General features: G+C 52.1%; 18 protein-coding genes. 4 read left to right on the forward strand and 14 right to left on the reverse strand.

All coding sequences use genetic code 11. The features are described 5' to 3' along the window. Positions 1–43: 43 nt before the first annotated feature. From CKV68_RS03145 to CKV68_RS03160, 4 genes are read right to left on the reverse strand one after another with little or no spacing between them, the layout of a single operon-like run. Positions 44–421 (reverse strand): hypothetical protein, encoded by a 378-nt coding sequence (locus CKV68_RS03145; protein WP_095075579.1) that lies wholly within the window; start codon positions 419–421, stop codon positions 44–46. A 22-nt stretch (positions 422–443) separates the two neighbouring features. Then, positions 444–887: a hypothetical protein gene (locus CKV68_RS03150; RefSeq protein WP_095075580.1), complete on the reverse strand. Its 444-nt coding sequence runs from the start codon at positions 885–887 to the stop codon at positions 444–446. Beyond that, positions 881–1,117: a hypothetical protein gene (locus CKV68_RS03155; RefSeq protein ID WP_095075581.1), complete on the reverse strand. Its 237-nt coding sequence runs from the start codon at positions 1,115–1,117 to the stop codon at positions 881–883. Before CKV68_RS03155 ends, CKV68_RS03150 begins: the two co-directional genes overlap by 7 nt. A gap of 1 nt (position 1,118) precedes the next feature. Then, the gene (locus CKV68_RS03160) at positions 1,119–1,472 is read right to left on the reverse strand and encodes a hypothetical protein (RefSeq protein WP_063978671.1); all 354 of its coding nucleotides are present in this window, start codon (positions 1,470–1,472) and stop codon (positions 1,119–1,121) included. Between the two features lie 498 nt (positions 1,473–1,970). Between CKV68_RS03160 and CKV68_RS03165 the strand changes: the two genes are divergently transcribed. Both CKV68_RS03165 and CKV68_RS03170 read left to right on the forward strand, forming a co-directional pair. Further along, the gene (locus tag CKV68_RS03165; protein WP_145955120.1) at positions 1,971–3,194 is read left to right on the forward strand and encodes a hypothetical protein; all 1,224 of its coding nucleotides are present in this window, start codon (positions 1,971–1,973) and stop codon (positions 3,192–3,194) included. 376 nt (positions 3,195–3,570) lie between these two features. Beyond that, positions 3,571–4,593: a PTS sugar transporter subunit IIC gene (locus CKV68_RS03170; RefSeq protein WP_095076220.1), complete on the forward strand. Its 1,023-nt coding sequence runs from the start codon at positions 3,571–3,573 to the stop codon at positions 4,591–4,593. 74 nt (positions 4,594–4,667) lie between these two features. On the opposite strand, the gene CKV68_RS03175 is transcribed toward CKV68_RS03170, so the two are convergent. The 6 genes from CKV68_RS03175 to thrC all read right to left on the reverse strand — a co-directional run bounded on the left by CKV68_RS03175 (position 4,668) and on the right by thrC (position 11,054). Beyond that, a complete protein-coding gene (locus tag CKV68_RS03175) occupies positions 4,668–6,101 on the reverse strand; it encodes a GuaB1 family IMP dehydrogenase-related protein (protein WP_013911926.1) in 1,434 nt (477 codons plus the stop codon). A 276-nt stretch (positions 6,102–6,377) separates the two neighbouring features. Then, entirely contained in the window at positions 6,378–6,587 is a 210-nt protein-coding gene (locus CKV68_RS03180) for a CsbD family protein (protein WP_013911927.1), read from the reverse strand. 375 nt (positions 6,588–6,962) lie between these two features. Beyond that, entirely contained in the window at positions 6,963–8,333 is a 1,371-nt protein-coding gene (locus tag CKV68_RS03185) for a Na+/H+ antiporter family protein (protein WP_014526046.1), read from the reverse strand. A 335-nt stretch (positions 8,334–8,668) separates the two neighbouring features. Beyond that, positions 8,669–9,205 (reverse strand): NUDIX hydrolase, encoded by a 537-nt coding sequence (locus CKV68_RS03190; RefSeq protein ID WP_013911929.1) that lies wholly within the window; start codon positions 9,203–9,205, stop codon positions 8,669–8,671. 46 nt (positions 9,206–9,251) lie between these two features. Continuing rightward, complete coding sequence (locus tag CKV68_RS11225; RefSeq protein WP_013911930.1) at positions 9,252–9,392, reverse strand: hypothetical protein; 141 nt, start codon at positions 9,390–9,392, stop codon at positions 9,252–9,254. Between the two features lie 213 nt (positions 9,393–9,605). Next, a complete protein-coding gene (thrC, locus tag CKV68_RS03195; protein ID WP_029974350.1) occupies positions 9,606–11,054 on the reverse strand; it encodes a threonine synthase in 1,449 nt (482 codons plus the stop codon). Between the two features lie 232 nt (positions 11,055–11,286). On the opposite strand from thrC, the gene CKV68_RS03200 reads away from it, so the two are divergent. Together CKV68_RS03200 and CKV68_RS03205 are read left to right on the forward strand one after the other, a co-directional pair. Continuing rightward, positions 11,287–12,060 carry a sortase family protein gene (locus CKV68_RS03200; RefSeq protein ID WP_014836635.1) on the forward strand — a complete coding sequence of 258 codons (774 nt, stop codon included), beginning with the start codon at positions 11,287–11,289 and terminating at the stop codon, positions 12,058–12,060. Positions 12,061–12,069: 9 nt separating this feature from the next. Continuing rightward, entirely contained in the window at positions 12,070–13,359 is a 1,290-nt protein-coding gene (locus tag CKV68_RS03205) for an MFS transporter (RefSeq protein ID WP_038618974.1), read from the forward strand. A gap of 35 nt (positions 13,360–13,394) precedes the next feature. On the opposite strand, the gene CKV68_RS03210 is transcribed toward CKV68_RS03205, so the two are convergent. The 4 genes from CKV68_RS03210 to CKV68_RS03225 all read right to left on the reverse strand — a co-directional run bounded on the left by CKV68_RS03210 (position 13,395) and on the right by CKV68_RS03225 (position 19,108). After that, entirely contained in the window at positions 13,395–13,655 is a 261-nt protein-coding gene (locus tag CKV68_RS03210; RefSeq protein WP_014836637.1) for a hypothetical protein, read from the reverse strand. 92 nt (positions 13,656–13,747) lie between these two features. Beyond that, positions 13,748–14,386 carry a biliverdin-producing heme oxygenase gene (locus tag CKV68_RS03215; protein WP_095075583.1) on the reverse strand — a complete coding sequence of 213 codons (639 nt, stop codon included), beginning with the start codon at positions 14,384–14,386 and terminating at the stop codon, positions 13,748–13,750. Positions 14,387–14,535: 149 nt separating this feature from the next. Continuing rightward, entirely contained in the window at positions 14,536–17,682 is a 3,147-nt protein-coding gene (locus tag CKV68_RS03220; RefSeq protein ID WP_095075584.1) for a bifunctional [glutamine synthetase] adenylyltransferase/[glutamine synthetase]-adenylyl-L-tyrosine phosphorylase, read from the reverse strand. 85 nt (positions 17,683–17,767) lie between these two features. Beyond that, positions 17,768–19,108, reverse strand: coding sequence for a glutamine synthetase family protein (locus CKV68_RS03225; protein ID WP_013911937.1), 1,341 nt, complete (start codon positions 19,106–19,108; stop codon positions 17,768–17,770). Between the last annotated feature and the right edge of the window lie 445 nt (positions 19,109–19,553).

Raw genomic sequence — 19,553 nt, forward strand, 5'->3', positions numbered from 1 at the left:
CATTTTCCTTCTACTATTGAAAATGCAGCGCCCACCTGCACTTCTATACTGACCGCAAAGTCGTTTTCTCAAGCTCGGTTCGACCATGCAACTGAAACCGAAACGCTTCCCACGGCCCATTCGAAGCCAGTGACGCATACCGATTACCAGCCGAGTCGCTGGCTCCGAGTCCTGACCGAACAACTTCGGCTGGCACGCCTGCATCCAGGAGCACCGTTGCCCACGTGTCCCGCATCCTCGTTGTGGAGGTTTTCCCCTCATCGCAGGTAAGCGGAACAACAGAATCCAGCGCCACTGCTGCTCGCTCGTCAGTCTTGTGAGGTGAGAACACGTAATCATCCGAAAACTGTCGAAGCTCATGAAGATCATCTGCAAAGTAATCAATGACAGGGATATCTCGGCCTACGACGTTTTCGATCACAAGCCTGAAGCTTTCTCACCTACTATCTGAGGCCACCGCAGAATATCCATTTCCGACGTACGCAAGCCTGCGGACAAGCCAATCGCCAGAGACAGCTTCCAGAGATAGCCCACCCTGCCATGAGTTCCAGTTCACGTCTCGTGTACGGCTCCACGGACATGCGCTTACCTACCACCCCTGTTTCATCCTGCAGCGTCCCCACAAACACACCGAGCCTGCGCAAAAGGCCTCGAGTAGCGCGTACTGTTCGGGGTGCTTCATGTCCGCGCTTGTTCTTCATGAAGGTCCCGATGTTGCTCTCTGTGACTACCTCAGCGAGAACCTCTGGCCTGTCCTTGCGCCCTGCCCACGTAAGAAACTCTGTTGCATTTCTGCAATAGGCAACTTCAACTGCCCTAGTCGATAAAGCCTGTGTTCCAAGGAATCGTTCGACAAGCTGGTCTATCTGTTCTTTTCTTTTCACCATGCTCGATCTCCTTGAGACCATGACGGATGAGCTGCGTAAACCTGCGGGGCGAAGGACATAATCGACATGCGCGGGGCTTGGATGTCGCGGTAAGCGTGTAATGAAGAAATACCTGCAACCTGACAAATCACAGCCTCGGGAACACCAGAACGAAAAAGGGCTTTGATCCACTCACACTTGAAGGTGCGGAATACGTGTGTCCCAGGGATATCGGTCAAGTTCTGTGTCATTTCACGCAACGTGAATTTTCGAAAGCGGGCAGACTCGTTGGGAAGCCCCAACTAACCCCGTTCCACCCGTGCGCAAAGCTGCATCATGTTCAGCTCGTACAGGAATAGATCTAGCTGGGTCGCCTGCGCGAATGACCGCCCCTACCTCATCGATTGCTACGTCTTCCCATGTCAGGGCGAGTATCTCAGCGTTGAGTAGCCCAGCTCCAAGCGACAAGGTGACAATGAGTTCTTTATCCTTGTCTCCGCGAACCCGAACTAGCACCTCATCAACATCCACGTCTGGGACAGCTGTTTGTTCTACGGTGTATCGCTCTGATAGCCGCTTGACTTGTCCAGACTCGGACCCAAGCAAACGAAAAACCTTACGTAGCCAATTCCTGTGTTGCTGAAGCGCCGTCCTCGACAAGCTGGGAATGTGAAAGAGCGAAGGTGGTCATCGACTATCTCAGAGTCATAAACATACTCGTCTATCACGTCGTAGCCCTGCTCACTAACCCACAAAAATGCCAAGACAGCGGAGGCATGCTGCGTCGAGCCTGGCAAGTCTGGCATGGGTTGAAGAGTTGACAGGACATAGTGCCCTACCCTTTGCCAGTCAGACTCAGAAATGGCTTTGGGCTTGTTGATCGGGCGAGAGATCATTAGACCACAGTGTAGCCGGAAATATCCCTCGAATAGACGTTCTTATTTGCCCTAGCTGGGTGTCGCGGTGAAGATCTATACTAGCTGCCAACATGAAGTGTCCCTACCGAAAGATATCGTCATTTCAATGTTGCGATCCGTACCAAAATTGGTACGGATCGCACCCCTCACAGCCTCGTCCTTGAAACTTCAACTCATAGGAGAATCATTGAACCAAAACCCATCCGAACCAATTCGCACCGCAGCTTTTGACGAGCTCTCGAAAAACATGGGCGCTAGCTTCGCTAAGAACCCAGGCCTCTTGGGCGCAGTAGAAGCCGCCAAAGGACAACTTCACTATGACTATATGAAGCACTCTCCTTGGGCCGTGCTGACCGAAGAAGTCCGCAAGGGTCAGGCACTTGGACCACTTGACACTATGGCAGCTGCACATAAGTCAGCTCTTGATACCGTTCTCGGCACTTCGAATGTCGCCACCATGCTCCAAGAACTATTCAACTCCCCAGCTGTTGGGATTGTTCAGAGGATGAACGAGCAGGCTGAATCCGTAGCAGCACAGTTTCTCAATCCACCTTACACGTCTGGGATGGCTAAAATCGCTGCACAGATGAACCCTGGACTTGCAGGTCTGGGAACTGTAGGAATTGGTGCGCATGTAAGTGCAGGATTGGCAGGTCTCGACACCGCAAAAATCGGCGCTCCCCTATCCGCGGGCTTGGCTGGGATTGTTGCTGCCACAAGTTATAAGGGGCTGAGTACCCGCTTTGTCGCATCGCCTGAATTCATCTCCGAAGTCGAGAAGGTATGGAACTCGTACGCGAAGCCTGCGATCGACATGGAAAAGCTCGGTCTGGGAGCTCTGAATGTGGCGTCATTTCTTAAGCCCCAAATCACAGCTCAGGACATCCTTGGGCGCACGAACACCCACCTGTGGTCGGAGTCCATGTGTCAAGCCGTGGGACACATGGATACTCTGTTTCCAAAGCTGCTGAGCGAGGAAGAAGCGCTGTCAAAGCTCGGTCTGTTCAAGGAAATTGACTGGAATTTTAAGTCACTAGGAATTGACCTTGATGGCATCAAAACGAGCGAGGACCTCGAGGACTTCATTGAGGACAATGAAGATATCGTAGAGCAGGTCACCGAACGTCTGGTCTCCGACAAGGAGATCCGCAGACAAGCAGCGGAAATTTTCGTGGGGCCTGCGATTAAGCAAATGACTACAACCGAAATCATCCTCACCTTGGGCGCTATAGGTGAGCGATTGTGGGACTTTGCAATGAAATTCGCAACAACTCAATACCCTGAAGTTGTCCTCGTAACAATTGCCATCAATAGCATCATCTTATTCTTCTCCGCGGTTGTCGAGGATCGCGCACTGGAAAAGAGGCGGAAGAATCGAGTCGAAGAAGTGCTGAAGGACTGGGAATACTAGGCTCTTCGAGTCTGGCAAAAAGGGGGTTCATTCACTTATGCACCGACCCTTCCACCACAGCCGCAACCTAACACCAAATACTATGCAGAATATTCACCCTTCTGGGCCGAATATTATTAACTTTGCTGGTTTTGTGGATATCATTGCCCAACATGCTGCGTTGAGCGGTGTGGCGGCTGTGAACGTCGTAAGCGAGCCTGAGTGGGCACGCGAACTTTTTATTTATCAGATATCGCGAAGGCCCCCTATGTCTAAAAACACAGAAGTAACCCGGGATTCCCTCTCGGAAACCCCTGAAGCCATCAGTACGTCTATTGAGCATCCGGAAACCGCAGCGAGCCCCAGGCCTACGTGGAATTCGCTCGGCTCTTTCACCATGAAGGTGCTCAACGGAATCTCTATCGCCGTTGTGGTGGCGCTGGTCCCACAAGCACTCCTTGGCGAGTTACTCAAAGCGCTCGTCCCCCACTGGCCCGCACTTAAAACACTGCTCACGCTCGTGGCGCTGTCTTCCTCTATGCTCCCCATCCTCATTGGCGTTTTGGTAGCCATGCAGTTCAAGCTGACTCCAATCCAGACGGCGAGCGTAGGAATTGCAGCGGTGCTGGGATCCGGCGTTGCCACGGTGGACCCCAATGGCGGTTTCCACCTCCAGGGCACGGGACTTGTCATTAACACTGGCCTCACCGCGGCCTTTGCGGTGGGGGTAGTCCTACTCATCGGCCCTAAGCTGGGGAATTACACAATCCTCTTGCTCTCTACAATCGTGATCGTCATCGCAGGTGGCATCGGCTGGGTGATCACTTACCCCGCGGTGAACGCCTTTAGTGTGTGGCTTGGCGACGTAATCAATGGGGCCACGGGCCTTCAACCGATTGTTATGGGAGCGATCTTGGCCGTTGCCTTTGCACTCGGAATTGTCTCCCCCATCTCCACGGTTGGCATTGCTACGGCAATCTATATGTCTGGGGTCGCTTCAGGAACTGCCAACTTAGGCGTGGTGGCCGCCGGTTTCGGACTGGCGATCGCCGGCTGGAAAGCCAACGGTCTGGCCACTTCTCTCCTGCCGATTCTGGGTTCACCAAAAGTCCACATGGCAAATATCTGGGGTCGCCCCCTCAACTTTTTGCCGCTGGCACTCAGCGCTGCTGTCCTGGGAGCGGCCGGAGGAGCCCTGGGAATCTCCGGCACCCCGATCTCCGCAGGCTTTGGCATCTCCGGCCTGGTAGGTCCTTTGGCTGCACTCAATGCCGAGGGATGGGGTTGGTCGGCGGCCAACATCCTCATCATCTTTGCGATCTTTGTTGTTGCACCTATCATTCTGGCATTCGCCTCGTTTTGGGTGTGCGAGAAAGCCGGATTGGTTGCGTCCGAGAATTACAAGTTGAACTTTGAGTAATTGCTCTTATGCATAAAATCCCCGTGGGGAGACGCTTACCGCGTCTCCCCACGGGGATTGAACTTTGTGTGTCTTTAACGAGTCGGTCGCGCCATGCCCTCAGCAAAGCCAGCAGCCGATTGAACTCCGACCACGGCCTGGTCCTGGAAGGTCGCTATGCTGTCCGAACCCGCGTAGGTGAAGGAGGAACGAACGCCGGAAATGATGTGGTCGATAAGATCTTCCACCCCGCCTTTACCCTCTTCAAGGTAAATCTTTGCGGAGGAAATTCCCTCTTCGAACATCTCGCGGCGAGCTTTTTCAAACGCCTCAGTATCCGAGTTACGGTTTACTACGGCACGACGTGAGGCCATGCCAAAGGATTCCTTGTACATACGGCCATCGACGTCATAGTGAAGGTCGCCGGGAGACTCGAAGGTACCGGCGAACCATGAACCAATCATCACGTTCGACGCGCCAGCGGCAAGTGCCAACGCAACGTCGCGAGGATCGCGAACGCCGCCGTCGGCCCACACGTGTGCGCCGAGTTTCTTAGCCTCTGCAGCACATTCCAAAACAGCGCTGAACTGTGGTCGACCCACGCCAGTCTGCATACGCGTCGTGCACATAGCGCCAGGGCCAACGCCTACCTTGATGATGTTCGCGCCAGCTGCCACCAGATCACGAACGCCATCAGCAGTCACCACGTTGCCTGCGGCAACCGGCACTGGCGGGTTGAGTGCGCGAACTTTCTTCAGGGCTTCCATGGTGTGGGTCTGATGTCCATGTGCAGTATCGACGACCAGGACGTCCGCGCCTGCGTCGATAAGCTTTTGTGCGCGTCCTGCAACATCGCCGTTGATTCCGATTGCAGCACCCACGCGGAGTTTTCCATTGGCGTCGAGGGCCGGTTTGTACAACGTAGCGCGCAAAGCGGACTGCTTGGTCACAATGCCCACGAGCGTTCCATCGCTCGCAACGACAGGTGCCAACCTACGCCCATGCTCATTGAGCATGCGGAAAGACTCCTGCGGAGTAATGGTGTCCGGGAGGGTCATCAAATTGGTCGACATGAGCGTGCCAACCTGAGCAAAGTTATCTACCTTTGCAATGTCTTTTTCGGTGACCACACCTACGGGATGGTTGCCTTCAACCACGATAGCCGCACCGTGCGCACGTTTATGCAGCAAATTACGCGTGTACCCAACGGTATGGTGAGGCTTCACCGTGATGGGAGACTCGAACACTGGATGCGCGTTTTTCACCCGAGCGATAGTTTCTGCAGCAATCTCTGCGGGAACATCCTGAGGCAAAATCACAACGCCACCACGTCGCGCAACGGTTTCTGCCATGCGGCGACCAGCAACAGCGGTCATGTTTGCAATGACAAGCGGAATAGTGGTTCCTGTTTCATCGCTCGTAGCAAGGTCCACAGACATCCGTGACCCTACGGAAGACACCGAAGGGACCATAAAAACGTCGTGATACGTTAGCTCGTACGGCGGAATTTGATCATTAAGAAATCGCACGTACACCCACCATACATGTTTTCTTGTTCTATATGAAGATAGTCCTTACCCCCTGTTTTTTTTGCAGTGCAAAGAATTACCACAGATAAAACTGTTATCACCCTGCATACACTGGTTGATTTAGCCATCCCCTAGCCCCACATCCACCGACACAGTAGTGATCCCACAGGCCTAAACCCCTCAAGGCCTGTGGGTTTTACCCTCAAAAAGAGAGTAAATGTTACATAGATCGCATCCCATGCTACTCTGACATTGTATTTAGCTTATGCTAAATAACTACTTGTCTTCTTCCTTTTGGAAAGAACCCAAGACTTTATTTGCAGCATCCTTTACCTTCTCACCAGCATTGGAAACTGCATCTTTGACATCAGCTTTAGTTTGATCTGCGCGGCCTTCGTCCGCAAGGCTATCGTTGTCCGTAGCCTCACCAAACGCTTCTTTGGCTTTGCCACCAAGCTGATCCAATTTGTTTTCTACATCACCCATCCATACAACCTTTCTCGTTGACTTCAGTGTGACTCCCACTGTAGGCACAGTTGAAGGATCCTGTGTACTTTTCAGGAAAATCGTTATCCCTACGTGTGCCGGCCGTAACCCTTTTGCAACAAAATCAGACGAAAGCAAACCACTCTAAAGGCGACCCTAACAAGGGTTTATGCGCGTTTTTTAAAGCTTTAAAGCAGGCCTATTTCATGGAAAAACCTTCATTCCCAATAGTAAAAATAAATCCGCATAACACCCCCAAACGGTATAAACCGTCTCTTCGAACACGTCTTGCTCGCTAGTTCGTAGCAAGCATGAGACGATTTTTACAGAGTGCACAGAGGCTCCCAGCTCCATCACCAGCCTGCCTCTTTTAAGCTAAAGAACCATCGCAGCGATCCAGCCTGAAGCAATAAGCGGAAGGTTATAGTGAAGGAACGTCGGGATGACCGAATCTCGAATGTGATCGTGCTGACCATCCGCGTTTAAACCGGAGGTTGGCCCAAGGGTCGAATCCGAAGCTGGCGAGCCAGCGTCCCCGAGTGCACCAGCCGCCCCGATAATCGCCACGGTGGCCGCAGGAGAAAATCCCATGGCAGTGCATAGCGGAACATAAATGGTCGCGATGATGGGCAGCGTAGAAAAAGAAGATCCGATCCCCATCGTTACCACAAGCCCCACAAGCAGCATCACGAGCGCGCCCATTGCTTTGTTGTCCCCAAACAACTCAGCGGAAGTGTGAACGAGAGCTTCCACTTCCCCCGTTTTCTTCATTACCGAGGCAAAGCCTTGGGCCGTGATCATGATGAAACCGATCATGGCCATCATCTTCATTCCCTGGCTAAATACGTCATCAGCTTCACGCCAATTCACAGCTCCAGTCAGCATGAAGATAGCCAATCCAGCCAACGCGCCGATAAGAAGCGGATCTGCGTCCGTAGCCACTGATTGCATGACAATCTGAACAACAAAAGTGACCACAATAGCCACCACGGAGACCACGACCTTATAGCGGGAAACTGCTCCGCGTTCCGACTGCGGTTCACCACTTCCGGTTTGTTCCGCAACAGCGACAGATGCGTAACGACGAGGACGTCGGTAGCTAATAAACACAGCTACAAGTAACCCTGCGAGCATTCCAAGCGCTGGAATCCCCATCACCTTCATAATGTTGATCCCCGATGTACTCATCCCTGCCGCTTCAATGTTGCCCAAGAGAATCTCATTGAGGAAGATCGAACCAAAACCCAAAGGAATCCACATATACGTGGTCACCAGGCCGAAAGTAATCACACATGCCACCAATCGGCGGTCGAGGTTCAACTTATTCATCACCCCGAGCAACGGCGGAACGATAAGCGGAATGAACGCGATATGCACAGGTATGAGGTTCTGACTCATAATCGCCATAGCCAAGATACCGGCCAACATCAGCCATTTGGTCACAGCAACGGCTTTGGTCCCCGCGCCTTCAGAGCCGGCGTCGATACGCTTCATGATCGCATCTGCTAGTAGCTTCGGAAGTCCTGAGCTGGCCACCGCCATGGCGAAAGCGCCCAGCATCGCGTAACTCAGCGCGATTTTTGCGCCACCTGCAAGACCTTCTTGAAACGCCACCATTGTGGAATCAAGCCCGATGCCGCTCACGAGTCCCCCCACTAAAGCACCGATAAAAAGCGCTAAAACGACATGGACCCGCGCGACGGCTAACGCAAGCATCACAATGACAGCGATCAAGACAGCATTCATGTGGAATAAATTACGCCAGGGTTCAAATTATTAGTAATAATGAGCTATTCCAGAAACCTTATAATGCCCCCGTTTGAAGCTCCATCCACAGTAACCCCATAACCTATACCCTGTTCTATAAGCTCTCGATTTTGTGCTGCGATCCTCTTGTCCGCCTTTTATTTCTTTCCCACATGGGAAAAGTCCCCACGCCGTGTCCACACGCAACAAGCCTTGGGCACCTTGCCCCAAAAAAGAGGAGCCATAAGCTCCCCTTCTCATTTACACACGATATTCACAGTTTATGTGGTCGTGCATGAGTGTTCCTTAGCAAAAGACCGCAGAAAACTACACAATTATCTCGTGCGATCGCGTTTTTCATAACCCATCCGAGGGCGGAATCCGGCCGGATGCTTAAGCTGTGCGACTGCATCACCAACCAGCAAGCGGAAACGTGGCTTCATCGGTGGCATCTGCATCACAGAGAACCATCGCACCTCTGTGCTCTCATCATCTCCAACACGCGGAGTGCAATCCCCCACGACGCTACAGCGCATGGCGGTATCCATGTAGTAGCTAATATCGCCGTTTGCGTGTTCCACAGGCCCCACAGCCCCCACTCCAAGCAGAGCATCTACGGTTACGTCAACGCACGTTTCTTCCTTCACCTCCCGCACAGCTGCTGCATGCGGCTGTTCACCAGGATCCACGATACCTGTTACAGGTGTCCATTCCCCGTTATCACTTCTTTTAACCAGCAGCACTTCTGGCACTGCTGTAATAGGCGCACCTTCAGGGACATCCTTAATCACGATGGCCGTCACCCCAGGTAAAAACAATGGATCATGGCCGATCTTGTCTCTGATCTTAAGGATAAAATTGGGTGTTGGCATGCTAAAAGTCCTTAGTATCTAAAGCGACAATTATATCCTCTGTGGACTAATCCGCAGAGGATTCTTCTGCACCTTGCGCTGCTTCACGGGCAGCTTTCTCAGCGGCTTCTTTTTTAAGTTTCTCGGCAAAAGCCTTGGGATCAAACTCGGTAAAATACTCTGGACCTGCAAATTGTTCTTGTGCCATAGTGTTCTCTCTATTCAGGATGCGTAGCAATCTTTTAATAAAAGTCTAGTGTCCGACACGTTTTTCGGCGCAACCCAGCGGTCCTTGTTGCCGAGCTGATTAACAAGCTGGTTACAAGGAACCCACTTCTTGGCCCACAACGTGTCCACAACGAAAACCACCGGCTTCTGTACACGCTTTAGGTACACGACCGGTGGTTTTCCGCAGGACTACTTAAGCACCCGCAGTATCTCGAGCAATACTCTCTAGAATGAAGTCCTTCACTGCAGCCACATCATTAGGTAGATCTGTGACATGGCGTGGTGCATCCAAGATTCCAGTAAAGCGCTCTGGAATCTCAGGACCGCGTCCTACTGCTTCTACAATGGTATCCGTGAATTTCACGGGTAGAGCGGTCTCCAAACACACGATGGGGCTTTCAATCTGGCTAGCCCACTCGCGCGCGACTTTCACCCCATCAGCGGTATGCGGATCCAACATCAGGCCCCGGCGCGTATAGCAATCGGCGATGGTGGCTATACGGTCTGCGTGGGTGGAACTACCCGACGCAAAACCATAATGCGTGGCAGCGTGCTCAAATGATTCGTCATCGGCAAGAGAAAAACCGCCAGCTTTTACTTGTTCCCCAAAGAGTTCTGAGCAGCGCTCGGCATCTCTTCCTAACAGGTCAAAAATAAACCGCTCAAAGTTGGACGCTCTAGAAATATCCATCGAGGGCGAGGATGTCTCATGAGTCTCAGCTGCAGAGCGCACACGGTACTCACCGGTTTTAAAGAACTCATCAAGAACATCGTTTTCATTGGTGGCAACGATGAGTCTGTCGATCGGCAGCCCCATTTGCTTAGCAATGTGTCCGGCACAGATATCGCCAAAGTTTCCGGTGGGAACGCAGAAACTAACTTTTTGATCGTTGTTCTCCGTTACTTTGAGCCACGAAGAAATGTAGTAGACCACTTGCGCCATCAAACGGGCCCAGTTAATTGAGTTCACTGCACCAATGTGGTTGTTCGCTTTAAAATCCGCGTCGGACGACACAGCTTTAACCACGTCTTGACAATCATCAAAAACGCCATCTAGCGCGATATTAAAGATATTTGGGTCATCCAGACCAAACATCTGGGCCTGCTGGAATGGCGTCATGCGGTCTTTAGGGGTGAGCATGAACACACGGATTCCTGCACGCCCACGCATCGCGTATTCAGCAGAGGATCCTGTGTCGCCAGAGGTGGCACCCAGAATGTTTAAGGTCTCTTTCCTCCGGCGTAGCTCATATTCAAAGAGCTCGCCAAGAAGCTGCATGGCCATGTCTTTGAATGCAGCGGTCGGTCCCTCAGATAGGTGGCCTATATAAATGCCGTCCTCGAGCTTGGTCACCGGGACGATTTCTTCGTCGGCAAACTTGGGCGTCGTGTAAGCGCGCGCAGTAATGGCTTCTAGATCCGCTGCCGGGATGTCGTCGACAAAGAGCTTAAGCACTTCTGCGGCTAGTGCTGCGTAACCTTGCTGGGCGAGAATACCGCGCCAGGTATCTAACGTGGCAGCGTCGAGACGCGGATAATACTCAGGAAGGTACAAACCGCCGTCTGGGGCAAGACCACCCAAAAGTATGTCAGTAAACGCTACGGGGGTCTGGGAAGTGTCTCTTGTCGAAATGTAGTGCACGGCTACTACACTAGCGTCGACGGCTCTAGCGCTGAAGAAAACGGATGGACATTTCTTATCGCTACCCCCACCAATTGCATCGATTTTTATATCGTATGAGCTCGCGACTGAACCAGGCATGTGTTCTCATTTTGTTCTTGCCGGCTCGGTACTTCCCATACACATCGATTCCGCAAATAGTGGTAGATAATAGAATTTACTACTGCACGCAGACCCACCCGATAGGAATTCCGTGGAACCCAAAGACTTGAAAAAACGCTTCCTCATTGTCTTCTCTCTGTGCTTGGCAGTGGCACTAGTGGCAATGCTGGCGGCGTGGAAGATAGCGACGAGCCTCCGCGACTCCGATTCCGCGCATAATGCACTCAGTTCTGAGTCGGCGACGAGCCAATCGGAGTCCGCAGAAGATCCGGAGTCGTCTGAGAGTTCCGCATCAGACTCACCAGAACCCGAGGCAAACGTTAACGCTGGCCCTCCTCCCACACGCATTGGTTCTTTCACCATGACCGGCACAGCCAGCATCACCGGGGCCACCTATGATTCGATGCCCTATGAGCTGCCACTCAATCCTGCTGGTCCTCAAGCAACGATGGTGCGCTGGGTCGATGGCTGGGGCCAATCTCCTGCCACCGCAGAACACGGCACCACCTACGTCTTAGGCCATGCGTGGGGCCAGCAGCGGCTCGTGTTTAATCCCATCTCCGAGATAGTTACACAGCACGTGGACTTCAACCGCCCTACTCCTGTTCGCGGTGAATCCGGCGATATGATCACGCGTTATCAAACAGACGTGCTCAACGGCGACGTCGTCACGATGACCGATGCAGAGGGGCATTCTCGCCGGTGGGTAATTGATAATGCTTATCTCGTGGATAAATACGATGCCATCGATGACTCCGAGCTTGTCGACACCTCTATTCCCGGCCGTATCGTCCTCATCGCCTGCTCTGTAGACGGCGCCGTGGATCTCAACTACAACGTAATTGCAACTGGGCACCTTGCCTGATGATTTTCCGTGAGCCTATCTTCGAACTCTCGTCCTGTTAACGCCGAGCCGCCTGGCTTCCGCCGTGCAGTTCTCGTCTGGTCATGTGCGTGCTTGGTTTATATCGTCGCGATTACTGGCCGGACCTCTTTCGGTGTGGCCGGTGTCGCGGCGATCGATAGGTTCCACATCGACGCCAGTCAATTGGCGCTATTCACCTCCGTGCAGGTGGGAACTTATGCCCTGGCGCAGATTCCCATGGGCCTACTCATAGACCGTTACGGCCCCAGAAAAGCACTGCTCGCCGGCGCGTTACTGATGGCAACTGGCCAAGTAGTTTTGGCGCTAAGCACCACACTCCCCCTCGCTGTCGGTGCACGTGTTCTTATCGGTGCTGGCGACGCCACCGGTTTCCTTTCCGTCATGCGGCTTATACCGGCATGGTTCCCGCTGCGCCGAGCTCCTTTATTTGCGCAGTTGAGCGGGGCACTTGGACAAGTCGGACAGTTTGTCTCAGCAGTCCCTTTCCTAGCGCTGCTCAATGCCCACGGCTGGGAAATAGCCTTTGTGAGTCTTGGAGCGGTCGGCATCATCATCGCGTTCGCAGCGTCGCTAGTGATAGCCGACAACCCGCACCAAGTCGGCTATTCCCCCACGAAGAAGCATCGCCGTCCACTTCAGTATGGTCCACGTCCCAGTGCTCCGTTTTTGCTTTCTACCGTGGTCAAAGACCCCATCGCATGGCAGGCGGTTTTTATCCATTGGGTTAACATGGCGCCCCTGAATGTTTTTCTTTTGCTTTGGGGCGTTCCGCTCATGACGTTAGGCATGGGGCTTGACAGCTCGCACGTGGCGATTGTCCTTACGATCGCCACTGTGGGTTCTATCAGCGCAGGCCCCTTACATGGAGTGATCTCTGCGGTTTTAGGTAGGCGTCGCGACGCCGCAGCTCTTGGCGCCGCGCTCATCATCGCGGTAATCCACATATGGTTCTTCTCTGGCTCCGAACCACGTGGGTTCCGAGCCATCGCATTCTTAGTATTAGCCGTGGTCTTCATTATGCCGGCCGCGAATTATGGTTTTGATACGGTCCGGGAAACAGTTCCCCTCGCTGTGGTCAGCACTGCAACTGGTCTGGCAAACATGGGTGGTTTTACTGCCACGATGATCTCTGCCCAGCTCTTAGGGCTGCTTCTCGACGTCCACAGCGTAGGCACCTACACCTGGAGCGATTTCCGTTTCGCTTGGCTAGCGGTGCTGGGCACATGGGCTTTTGGCATGGTGATGCTCTGTATGCTTCAATCCCGCACACGCAGATAAAACCAGCGTAGGCGGGATGTGCTTACGGAACATTCTTAGTGGCTACCTCGACGAGAGATGAGGGCGTCGATAAGCGAGTTCAACGCTTGATCCCCAAATTGCTTCGCGTCTGAGTATGGAGCTTCTCGTGTAATACGAGGAGGCTCTGACTGGGTGTCTGCATTCACTTTAAGGACGGTGCCTTCAACGGTGATAGCTGTGCGACTTTTTGCCCCGGTCGATTCAATTGCTCGGACAAAAGTCTGCAGATCACCAACCGTGGCACCGTCAAGATCAAGGCTCACAACAATAGACATGGCAGAGCTCCTTAGATTAATCCCTATTTCTCTTTACGTCTCCACCATATCGAGCCGCTACGGTCCCATGTATCGGGGAAATCCCCCATTTTTTAGGTAAGCTCTGCAAAAACTCGCTGATTATAGGTAAAAGCAGCGCTGGCCTCTTCAAGCATCTGGTCGACTTCATCAGCAGACAACAGTAGTTCATCAAGGTTTTGACGATACTTGTCTTTGTAGACCTTGAGTTTGTCGATGCCTTCAAAGGAATAGAACTTGAGCGATTTCTCATCCACCCCGTAATGCCGGCTCATCATCCGCGCGATGACCTGTCCGCCAGAGAGGTCTCCCAGGTAACGGACATAGTGATGGGCAACAAGGGCAGGCCCGTTAGCTTCATCACGGATGTGATTGAGCCGCGCGACATAGTCACGGACAGCAGGTAGCGCAATAAGGTCATCTCGCCATTGATCGTTGCCATGGAAATTATCAATATCTTTGGCCAAAATATCTGCGCGGTTAAGTTTCGGGTCCAGTAGATCGGTGGCAAATCCCTCCGCACGTACTACATCAGCTGCTTCTTCCAACGCTGTGTAAAAAAGCCATGCCTGTTCTTGCAGTCGAATGAACGCCTCAGCATCCAAGCGTCCCTCAATTAAGTCACTCATAAAAGAGGAATGCTCTGCATCAGCGTGTGCCTTAGCGGTTGACTCCTTGAGCTCGGCAGCCAGTCCTTTAGTTGCGGTTGTCATTATAAGTAGCCTTTCCCTAATAGTCTTTTTGATAACTAGAAAAACCAGACTATTTAGGAAAGGGTCGCCTTACATCAACCGTCTGGTTGATTCTCCACTCCCCCTCGTAGCCAACCACTCTGCCCCATAAGCACGCGTGAGCCGACACGCTAGCTATAACCCGGGCTTATTTCTCCCCAAAAAACCTCGTCAACTACAGCTCGAGCTCGACGAGTTACCTTGAGGTAGTGATCAAGAAACTCCTGGTTATCGCTAGGATCCCATCCCGCAGCGCCCGCGATTGCCGCCAATTGTGGACCAGGCTGAGGCAATTGATCAACGCGCTTACCGCGCACAAGCACAATCGCATTCCGCGCCCGTGTTGCTGCTAACCACGCAGCACGCAATATCTCTACCTTCTGAGGCGAGATAATCGCATGCCTCTCCAGCGCATCTAAAGCACGCAACGTTGAAGGAGTGTGAAGATCGTCGTGTTGATGCGCATGCATAAGCGTCAACAACTGGACTGTCCATTCGATATCCGTGAGCGCACCACGACCCAATTTGGTGTGTGTGTTTCGGTCCGCCCCCCGAGGCAGGCGCTCTTCATCCACCCGCGCTTTCATCCGACGGACCTCTCTTATCACCTTGTCGGAGGCCCCTACCTGTGGATACCGAATACTCTCGATCATATGGAGGAATCGCTTTCCAAGCTCTTCATCGCCTGCAACCCACTCGGCACGCAATAAAGCCTGTATCTCCCAGACCTCCCCCCACTGCTCGTAGTACCGAGCATAAGAATCTAAAGTGCGAACAACAGCCCCGGAACGCCCCTCAGGACGCAACCCTAGGTCTACTTCCAGTGGTGGATCCCCACTGGGTTTAGCCAGCCTTGCACGCATCCGATCACATATCGTAATCGCCCATCGCACGGCTTCATTTTCGTCCTGACCGTCGACTGGGTCGCAAACAAACAACACATCGGCATCTGAGCCATACCCCAGTTCTGCCCCTCCAAGACGCCCCATACCGATAACGGCAATCTTGGCCGGCGGTATCGCGCTCTCCGACTCAGCCATACTGGCTGCTATCTCAGCACGCAACGCAGCTTCTAAAACAGCGTCCCATACTGACGATAAGCTGTGACAGACTTCTTTTACCTCCATCATTCCGAGCAGATCAGCGCTAGCAATTCGTGCAAGCTCTGCGCGCCGGAGTGAACGAGCCACTGCGATTGCCTTCTCCGGGCTTTCCTGTCGTACTGATGCTGCCACCAAAGATCGCGCTAATCGTTCGGCGGTTGTATCCAATAATTTTGGCCCACTTGCCCCATCGGCTAACTGTTTGACCAAGTCCGGAGCAGAAATGATGAGATCAGCCGTATACGGAGAGTTACCGAGAATCTTCATCAATCGCTGTCCCACGATTCCCTCGTCACGCAGCATTCGCAAAAACCAGGAGCGGTCATTAGCAGCGTCCGAGAGCTTCCGATAATTCAGAAGTCCGGCATCAGGATCGGCAGTCTGTGCCAACCATTCCATATGCGTAGGTAGCAGCATCGCTTGAATCTTTGCTTTTCTTCCCGCTTTCGCAGCAAGGGCATGCAAATGGTCAAATGCTCTATCCGGGAACTTGTACCCTAAAGCCGCCAGCTGCAGCTTCGCGGCCTGCGGCGTTAGCTTAAGCGCGCCAACGGAAATGTTGACCACAGAGTTAAGAAGAGGACGATAAAATAATTTCCGATGCAAGCTAGAAATTTGCAGACGAACTCTCTTTAACTGCTGCATCATAAGCTGAGTCTCGCCCGCATCATGCGTACTTCTAAACCCTGAGGAACGCGCTAGCCAGCGCAAAACCTTCTCTTTATTAGGGTCTGGCATAGTGTGCGTTCTTTTGAGTTTTTGCAACTGCAATCGGTGTTCCAACAACCGCAAAAATTCATACGACTCAATGAGTTCCGCACCATCATCGCGCCCAACATATCCGCCTTCAATGAGGGCTTCTAAAGCTTGAATGGTAGATAAAACCCGCAGAGACTCGTCTGATCTGCCATGCACAAGTTGCAGTAATTGGACTGCGAATTCCACGTCTCTCAGGCCACCTGGCCCGAGCTTTAGCTCCCGATTTTTGAGCTTTTCTGGAACATTCTCTAGCACCCGTCGACGCATACTTTGTACGTCAGTAACAAAAGATTCCCGTTGGCTAGCAGCCCACACCATCGGAGACAACATACGGCTATAGCGAGTAGCCAAAGGAAGATAACCAGTCATCGGGCGATGTTTGAGGAGTGCTTGGAACTCCCATGTATGCGCCCAACGCTTGTAATACGCAACGTGCGAATCAAGGGTTCGGACCAGTGCCCCGTGTTTTCCTTCAGGTCGCAGCGCAGCATCTACTTCAAAAAAGGCAGAACACCCAATCCGAATAAATTCTCCTGCTAGCCGTTGCGCACGCGGTGTTACCGGTTCCGCAGTAAAGATAACATCAACATCCGAGATGTAATTAAGTTCTTGAGCACCACACTTTCCCATCGCTACCACGGCAAGACGAGTATCTAGCGGTTGTTCTCCATAGACGTTGCGGGCTGCCACTGCAAGGGCTGCGGTAAGTCCAGCATCCGCTAAGTCCGCCAGCGCCTGTGTGACAACAGTAAACGGTACTTCAGGTTGACCTAGGCGTCGAGAATCTTTGGGGTAGCTCCCCGCTAGATCGCTCGCAGCGATTCTAAGGAGGTAAGTTCGGTAGGTCTTTTTCAGTACTTTCTCTGCTTCTGCCCCGGCGAATCCTGCAACGTAGGTACCGGGCGTTTCCAGCGATTCTTCCGCAGGATCAGGTTCTGAAAGATCTATGTCAAAGGAAAACTCACGATCAGGATTCTCACTGGCGCTCCTAGATTCTTTTGATTCCGGACTGAATACCGCTGGCTGTGCAGCAACAGCAGACAACATCCCATGCATCATCTCTTGACGCGTGGGAAAACCCCACTGCAATGCACGCCATTGATCTTCACATGCCGCAAGATGATCACCAAGAGTCGAAGACGCTCCGAGTAAGGAAAAAAGCCGAACTCTAAAAACCAAATTCTGACGCAGCTCAAGCAGAAAATCGGCTCGTGCAGACTCTTCCATCGAATCTGCTATACGCATTAATGTATTGAGAGCTAAGTCGGGGTCTGCCGAACCGGCCAATGACCACAACAAATCCACAGAATCGGGCTGCAACCAGCCTAAGGATTCAAGATCAGCTTTGGCATTTCTACCATTAAGTCCCAAAGAGCTAAGCGACGGCACCACATTCCGCGCAGCAGGAGTAGTCATTACCTTAATTCTTCTTCCTTGGTGTACATCCCAATCGCTTTTTCGTAGCTATGTCTTAAAAGACACGGAGAAACCCCACCGGTGATTAGTTTTCTAGATTGGTCCGAAGTTCCCATGCCGTAATCTGTTGCTGGTAGTCGTGCCATTCGCGCCACTTATTACGCAAGAAATACTCAAAAACATGTTCACCCAATACATCCGCCACCAGTTCTGAATGCTCCATCTCCCTCAAAGCTTGATCCAGGCTTGTTGGCAGGTCCGCATACCCCATGGCTAACCGCTCCCGACGCGTCAAACGTGCAATATCTTCTTCCGCTGCGTCGGGTATCTCGTAACCTTCTGTGATGCCCTTCAGCCCTGCCCCAATCAAGACTGCCAATGCTAAATATGGGTTGCATGCGGAGTCCGGGGAACGCACTTCTACCCTGCGCGAATCCGCTTTGGCCAAGCGATACGTAGGAACCCTTACCAGTGCCGACCGGTTAGAAGCCCCCCACGTTGCTGCAGTAGGCGCCTCATTACCAAAGAGGATTCGCTTATAGGAGTTAGTCCATTGATTTGTAATGGCAGAAATCTCATTAGCGTGGCGCAAGATACCCGCAATAAATTGCTTAGCGGTACGAGATAAGCCATATTCATCATCTGGATCATGGAAAGCATTGATATCGCCTTCAAAAAGCGACATATGAGTATGCATTGCTGATCCCGCATGATCTCTAAAAGGCTTAGGCATAAAGGTTGCACCGATGTTGTTTTGTATCGCAACCCGCTTCATCACGTACCTGAAGGTCATAATGGAATCTGCCATAGTTAAGGCGTCAGCATGGCGTAGGTCTATTTCTTGCTGTCCCGGTCCAGTCTCATGGTGTGAAAATTCCACGGGTATCCCCATAGATTCCAAAGCCAGCATGGCCTGACGCCTAAATAATGGTGCGTCATTTTGGCTAGCTTGATCAAAATAACTGCCGTTGTCTGTGGGAATAGGCGGAAGTCCGTCCGTCCGAAGACTTTGAACCAGATAAAACTCAATTTCAGGTGACACCATACAAGTGAAACCTTCATCAGATGCGCGCTGAAGCTGCTTTCTTAACACCTGCCGAGGATCCGAATAAGAAGGTTTTCCATCCGGATTTAAAATATCGCAGAACATCCGGGCCGTACACGAGTCAGTGTCGTTGCCGTCAAAAGGTAATAGCTGAAAGGTAGAAGGATCTGGCATAGCAATTGTGTCTGCTTCCGACACTCGAGAAAATCCTTCGATGGCAGAACCATCAAAACCAATGCCTTCTTCAAAAGCACCTTCGAGTTCTGCAGGTGCCACGGCGACTGATTTCAGGTACCCCAAGATATCCGTAAACCAAAGGCGCACAAATTTAATATCTCTTTCTTCAATTGTGCGGAGTACAAATTCCTGCTGTGAGTTCATAGCTCTCACGATACTTTCTACCTTCAACATCGGGGGAACGTTCTCCCCCACACGTTTGAGCCACGCCAGCATTAATACCTTGGGGTAGGCAACAGGGGTAAGAGTGTCACAGCCTCATGCTCCAATATAAATCGCCAATACGTTCGATACGGAAATGGGGTTTAGCATGTCACAGGAAAATTTTGTTGTAGCCCAAGACGTCGCCACACTAATGACAGACGCAGCTGTAAAAGGCTATACCCCAAAAGACCTAGAACTCATCTGTCCAAGTTTCAAGAAACTACTTCCTTATATCCCTCAATGCCGAACCGGATTACGCAACATTGCTGTGTCCGCGCCATCCGTAATCTACAAGATGTGGCTAAGGTATAGCCCGCCAACTGACCTCGCACCGGCTGAAAATATTCCGCAAATACTGCACAACATCCGTAATACTTTGGCAGCT

It is taken from the genome of Corynebacterium ulcerans (genome assembly GCF_900187135.1).
Taxonomy (GTDB): domain Bacteria; phylum Actinomycetota; class Actinomycetes; order Mycobacteriales; family Mycobacteriaceae; genus Corynebacterium; species Corynebacterium ulcerans.

Excerpts from the sequence above, each read along its gene's own strand:
- CKV68_RS03150 (WP_095075580.1), bottom strand. The coding sequence starts at position 887 with ATGGTGAAAAGAAAAGAACAGATAGACCAGCTTGTCGAACGATTCCTT.
- CKV68_RS03155 (WP_095075581.1), bottom strand. The coding sequence starts at position 1,117 with ATGACACAGAACTTGACCGATATCCCTGGGACACACGTATTCCGCACC.
- CKV68_RS03170 (WP_095076220.1), top strand. The coding sequence starts at position 3,571 with ATGAAGGTGCTCAACGGAATCTCTATCGCCGTTGTGGTGGCGCTGGTC.
- CKV68_RS03180 (WP_013911927.1), bottom strand. The coding sequence starts at position 6,587 with ATGGGTGATGTAGAAAACAAATTGGATCAGCTTGGTGGCAAAGCCAAA.
- CKV68_RS03185 (WP_014526046.1), bottom strand. The coding sequence starts at position 8,333 with ATGAATGCTGTCTTGATCGCTGTCATTGTGATGCTTGCGTTAGCCGTC.
- CKV68_RS03190 (WP_013911929.1), bottom strand. The coding sequence starts at position 9,205 with ATGCCAACACCCAATTTTATCCTTAAGATCAGAGACAAGATCGGCCAT.
- CKV68_RS11225 (WP_013911930.1), bottom strand. The coding sequence starts at position 9,392 with ATGGCACAAGAACAATTTGCAGGTCCAGAGTATTTTACCGAGTTTGAT.
- CKV68_RS03210 (WP_014836637.1), bottom strand. The coding sequence starts at position 13,655 with ATGTCTATTGTTGTGAGCCTTGATCTTGACGGTGCCACGGTTGGTGAT.
- CKV68_RS03215 (WP_095075583.1), bottom strand. The coding sequence starts at position 14,386 with ATGACAACCGCAACTAAAGGACTGGCTGCCGAGCTCAAGGAGTCAACC.
- CKV68_RS03220 (WP_095075584.1), bottom strand. The coding sequence starts at position 17,682 with ATGACTACTCCTGCTGCGCGGAATGTGGTGCCGTCGCTTAGCTCTTTG.
- CKV68_RS03225 (WP_013911937.1), bottom strand. The coding sequence starts at position 19,108 with ATGAACTCACAGCAGGAATTTGTACTCCGCACAATTGAAGAAAGAGAT.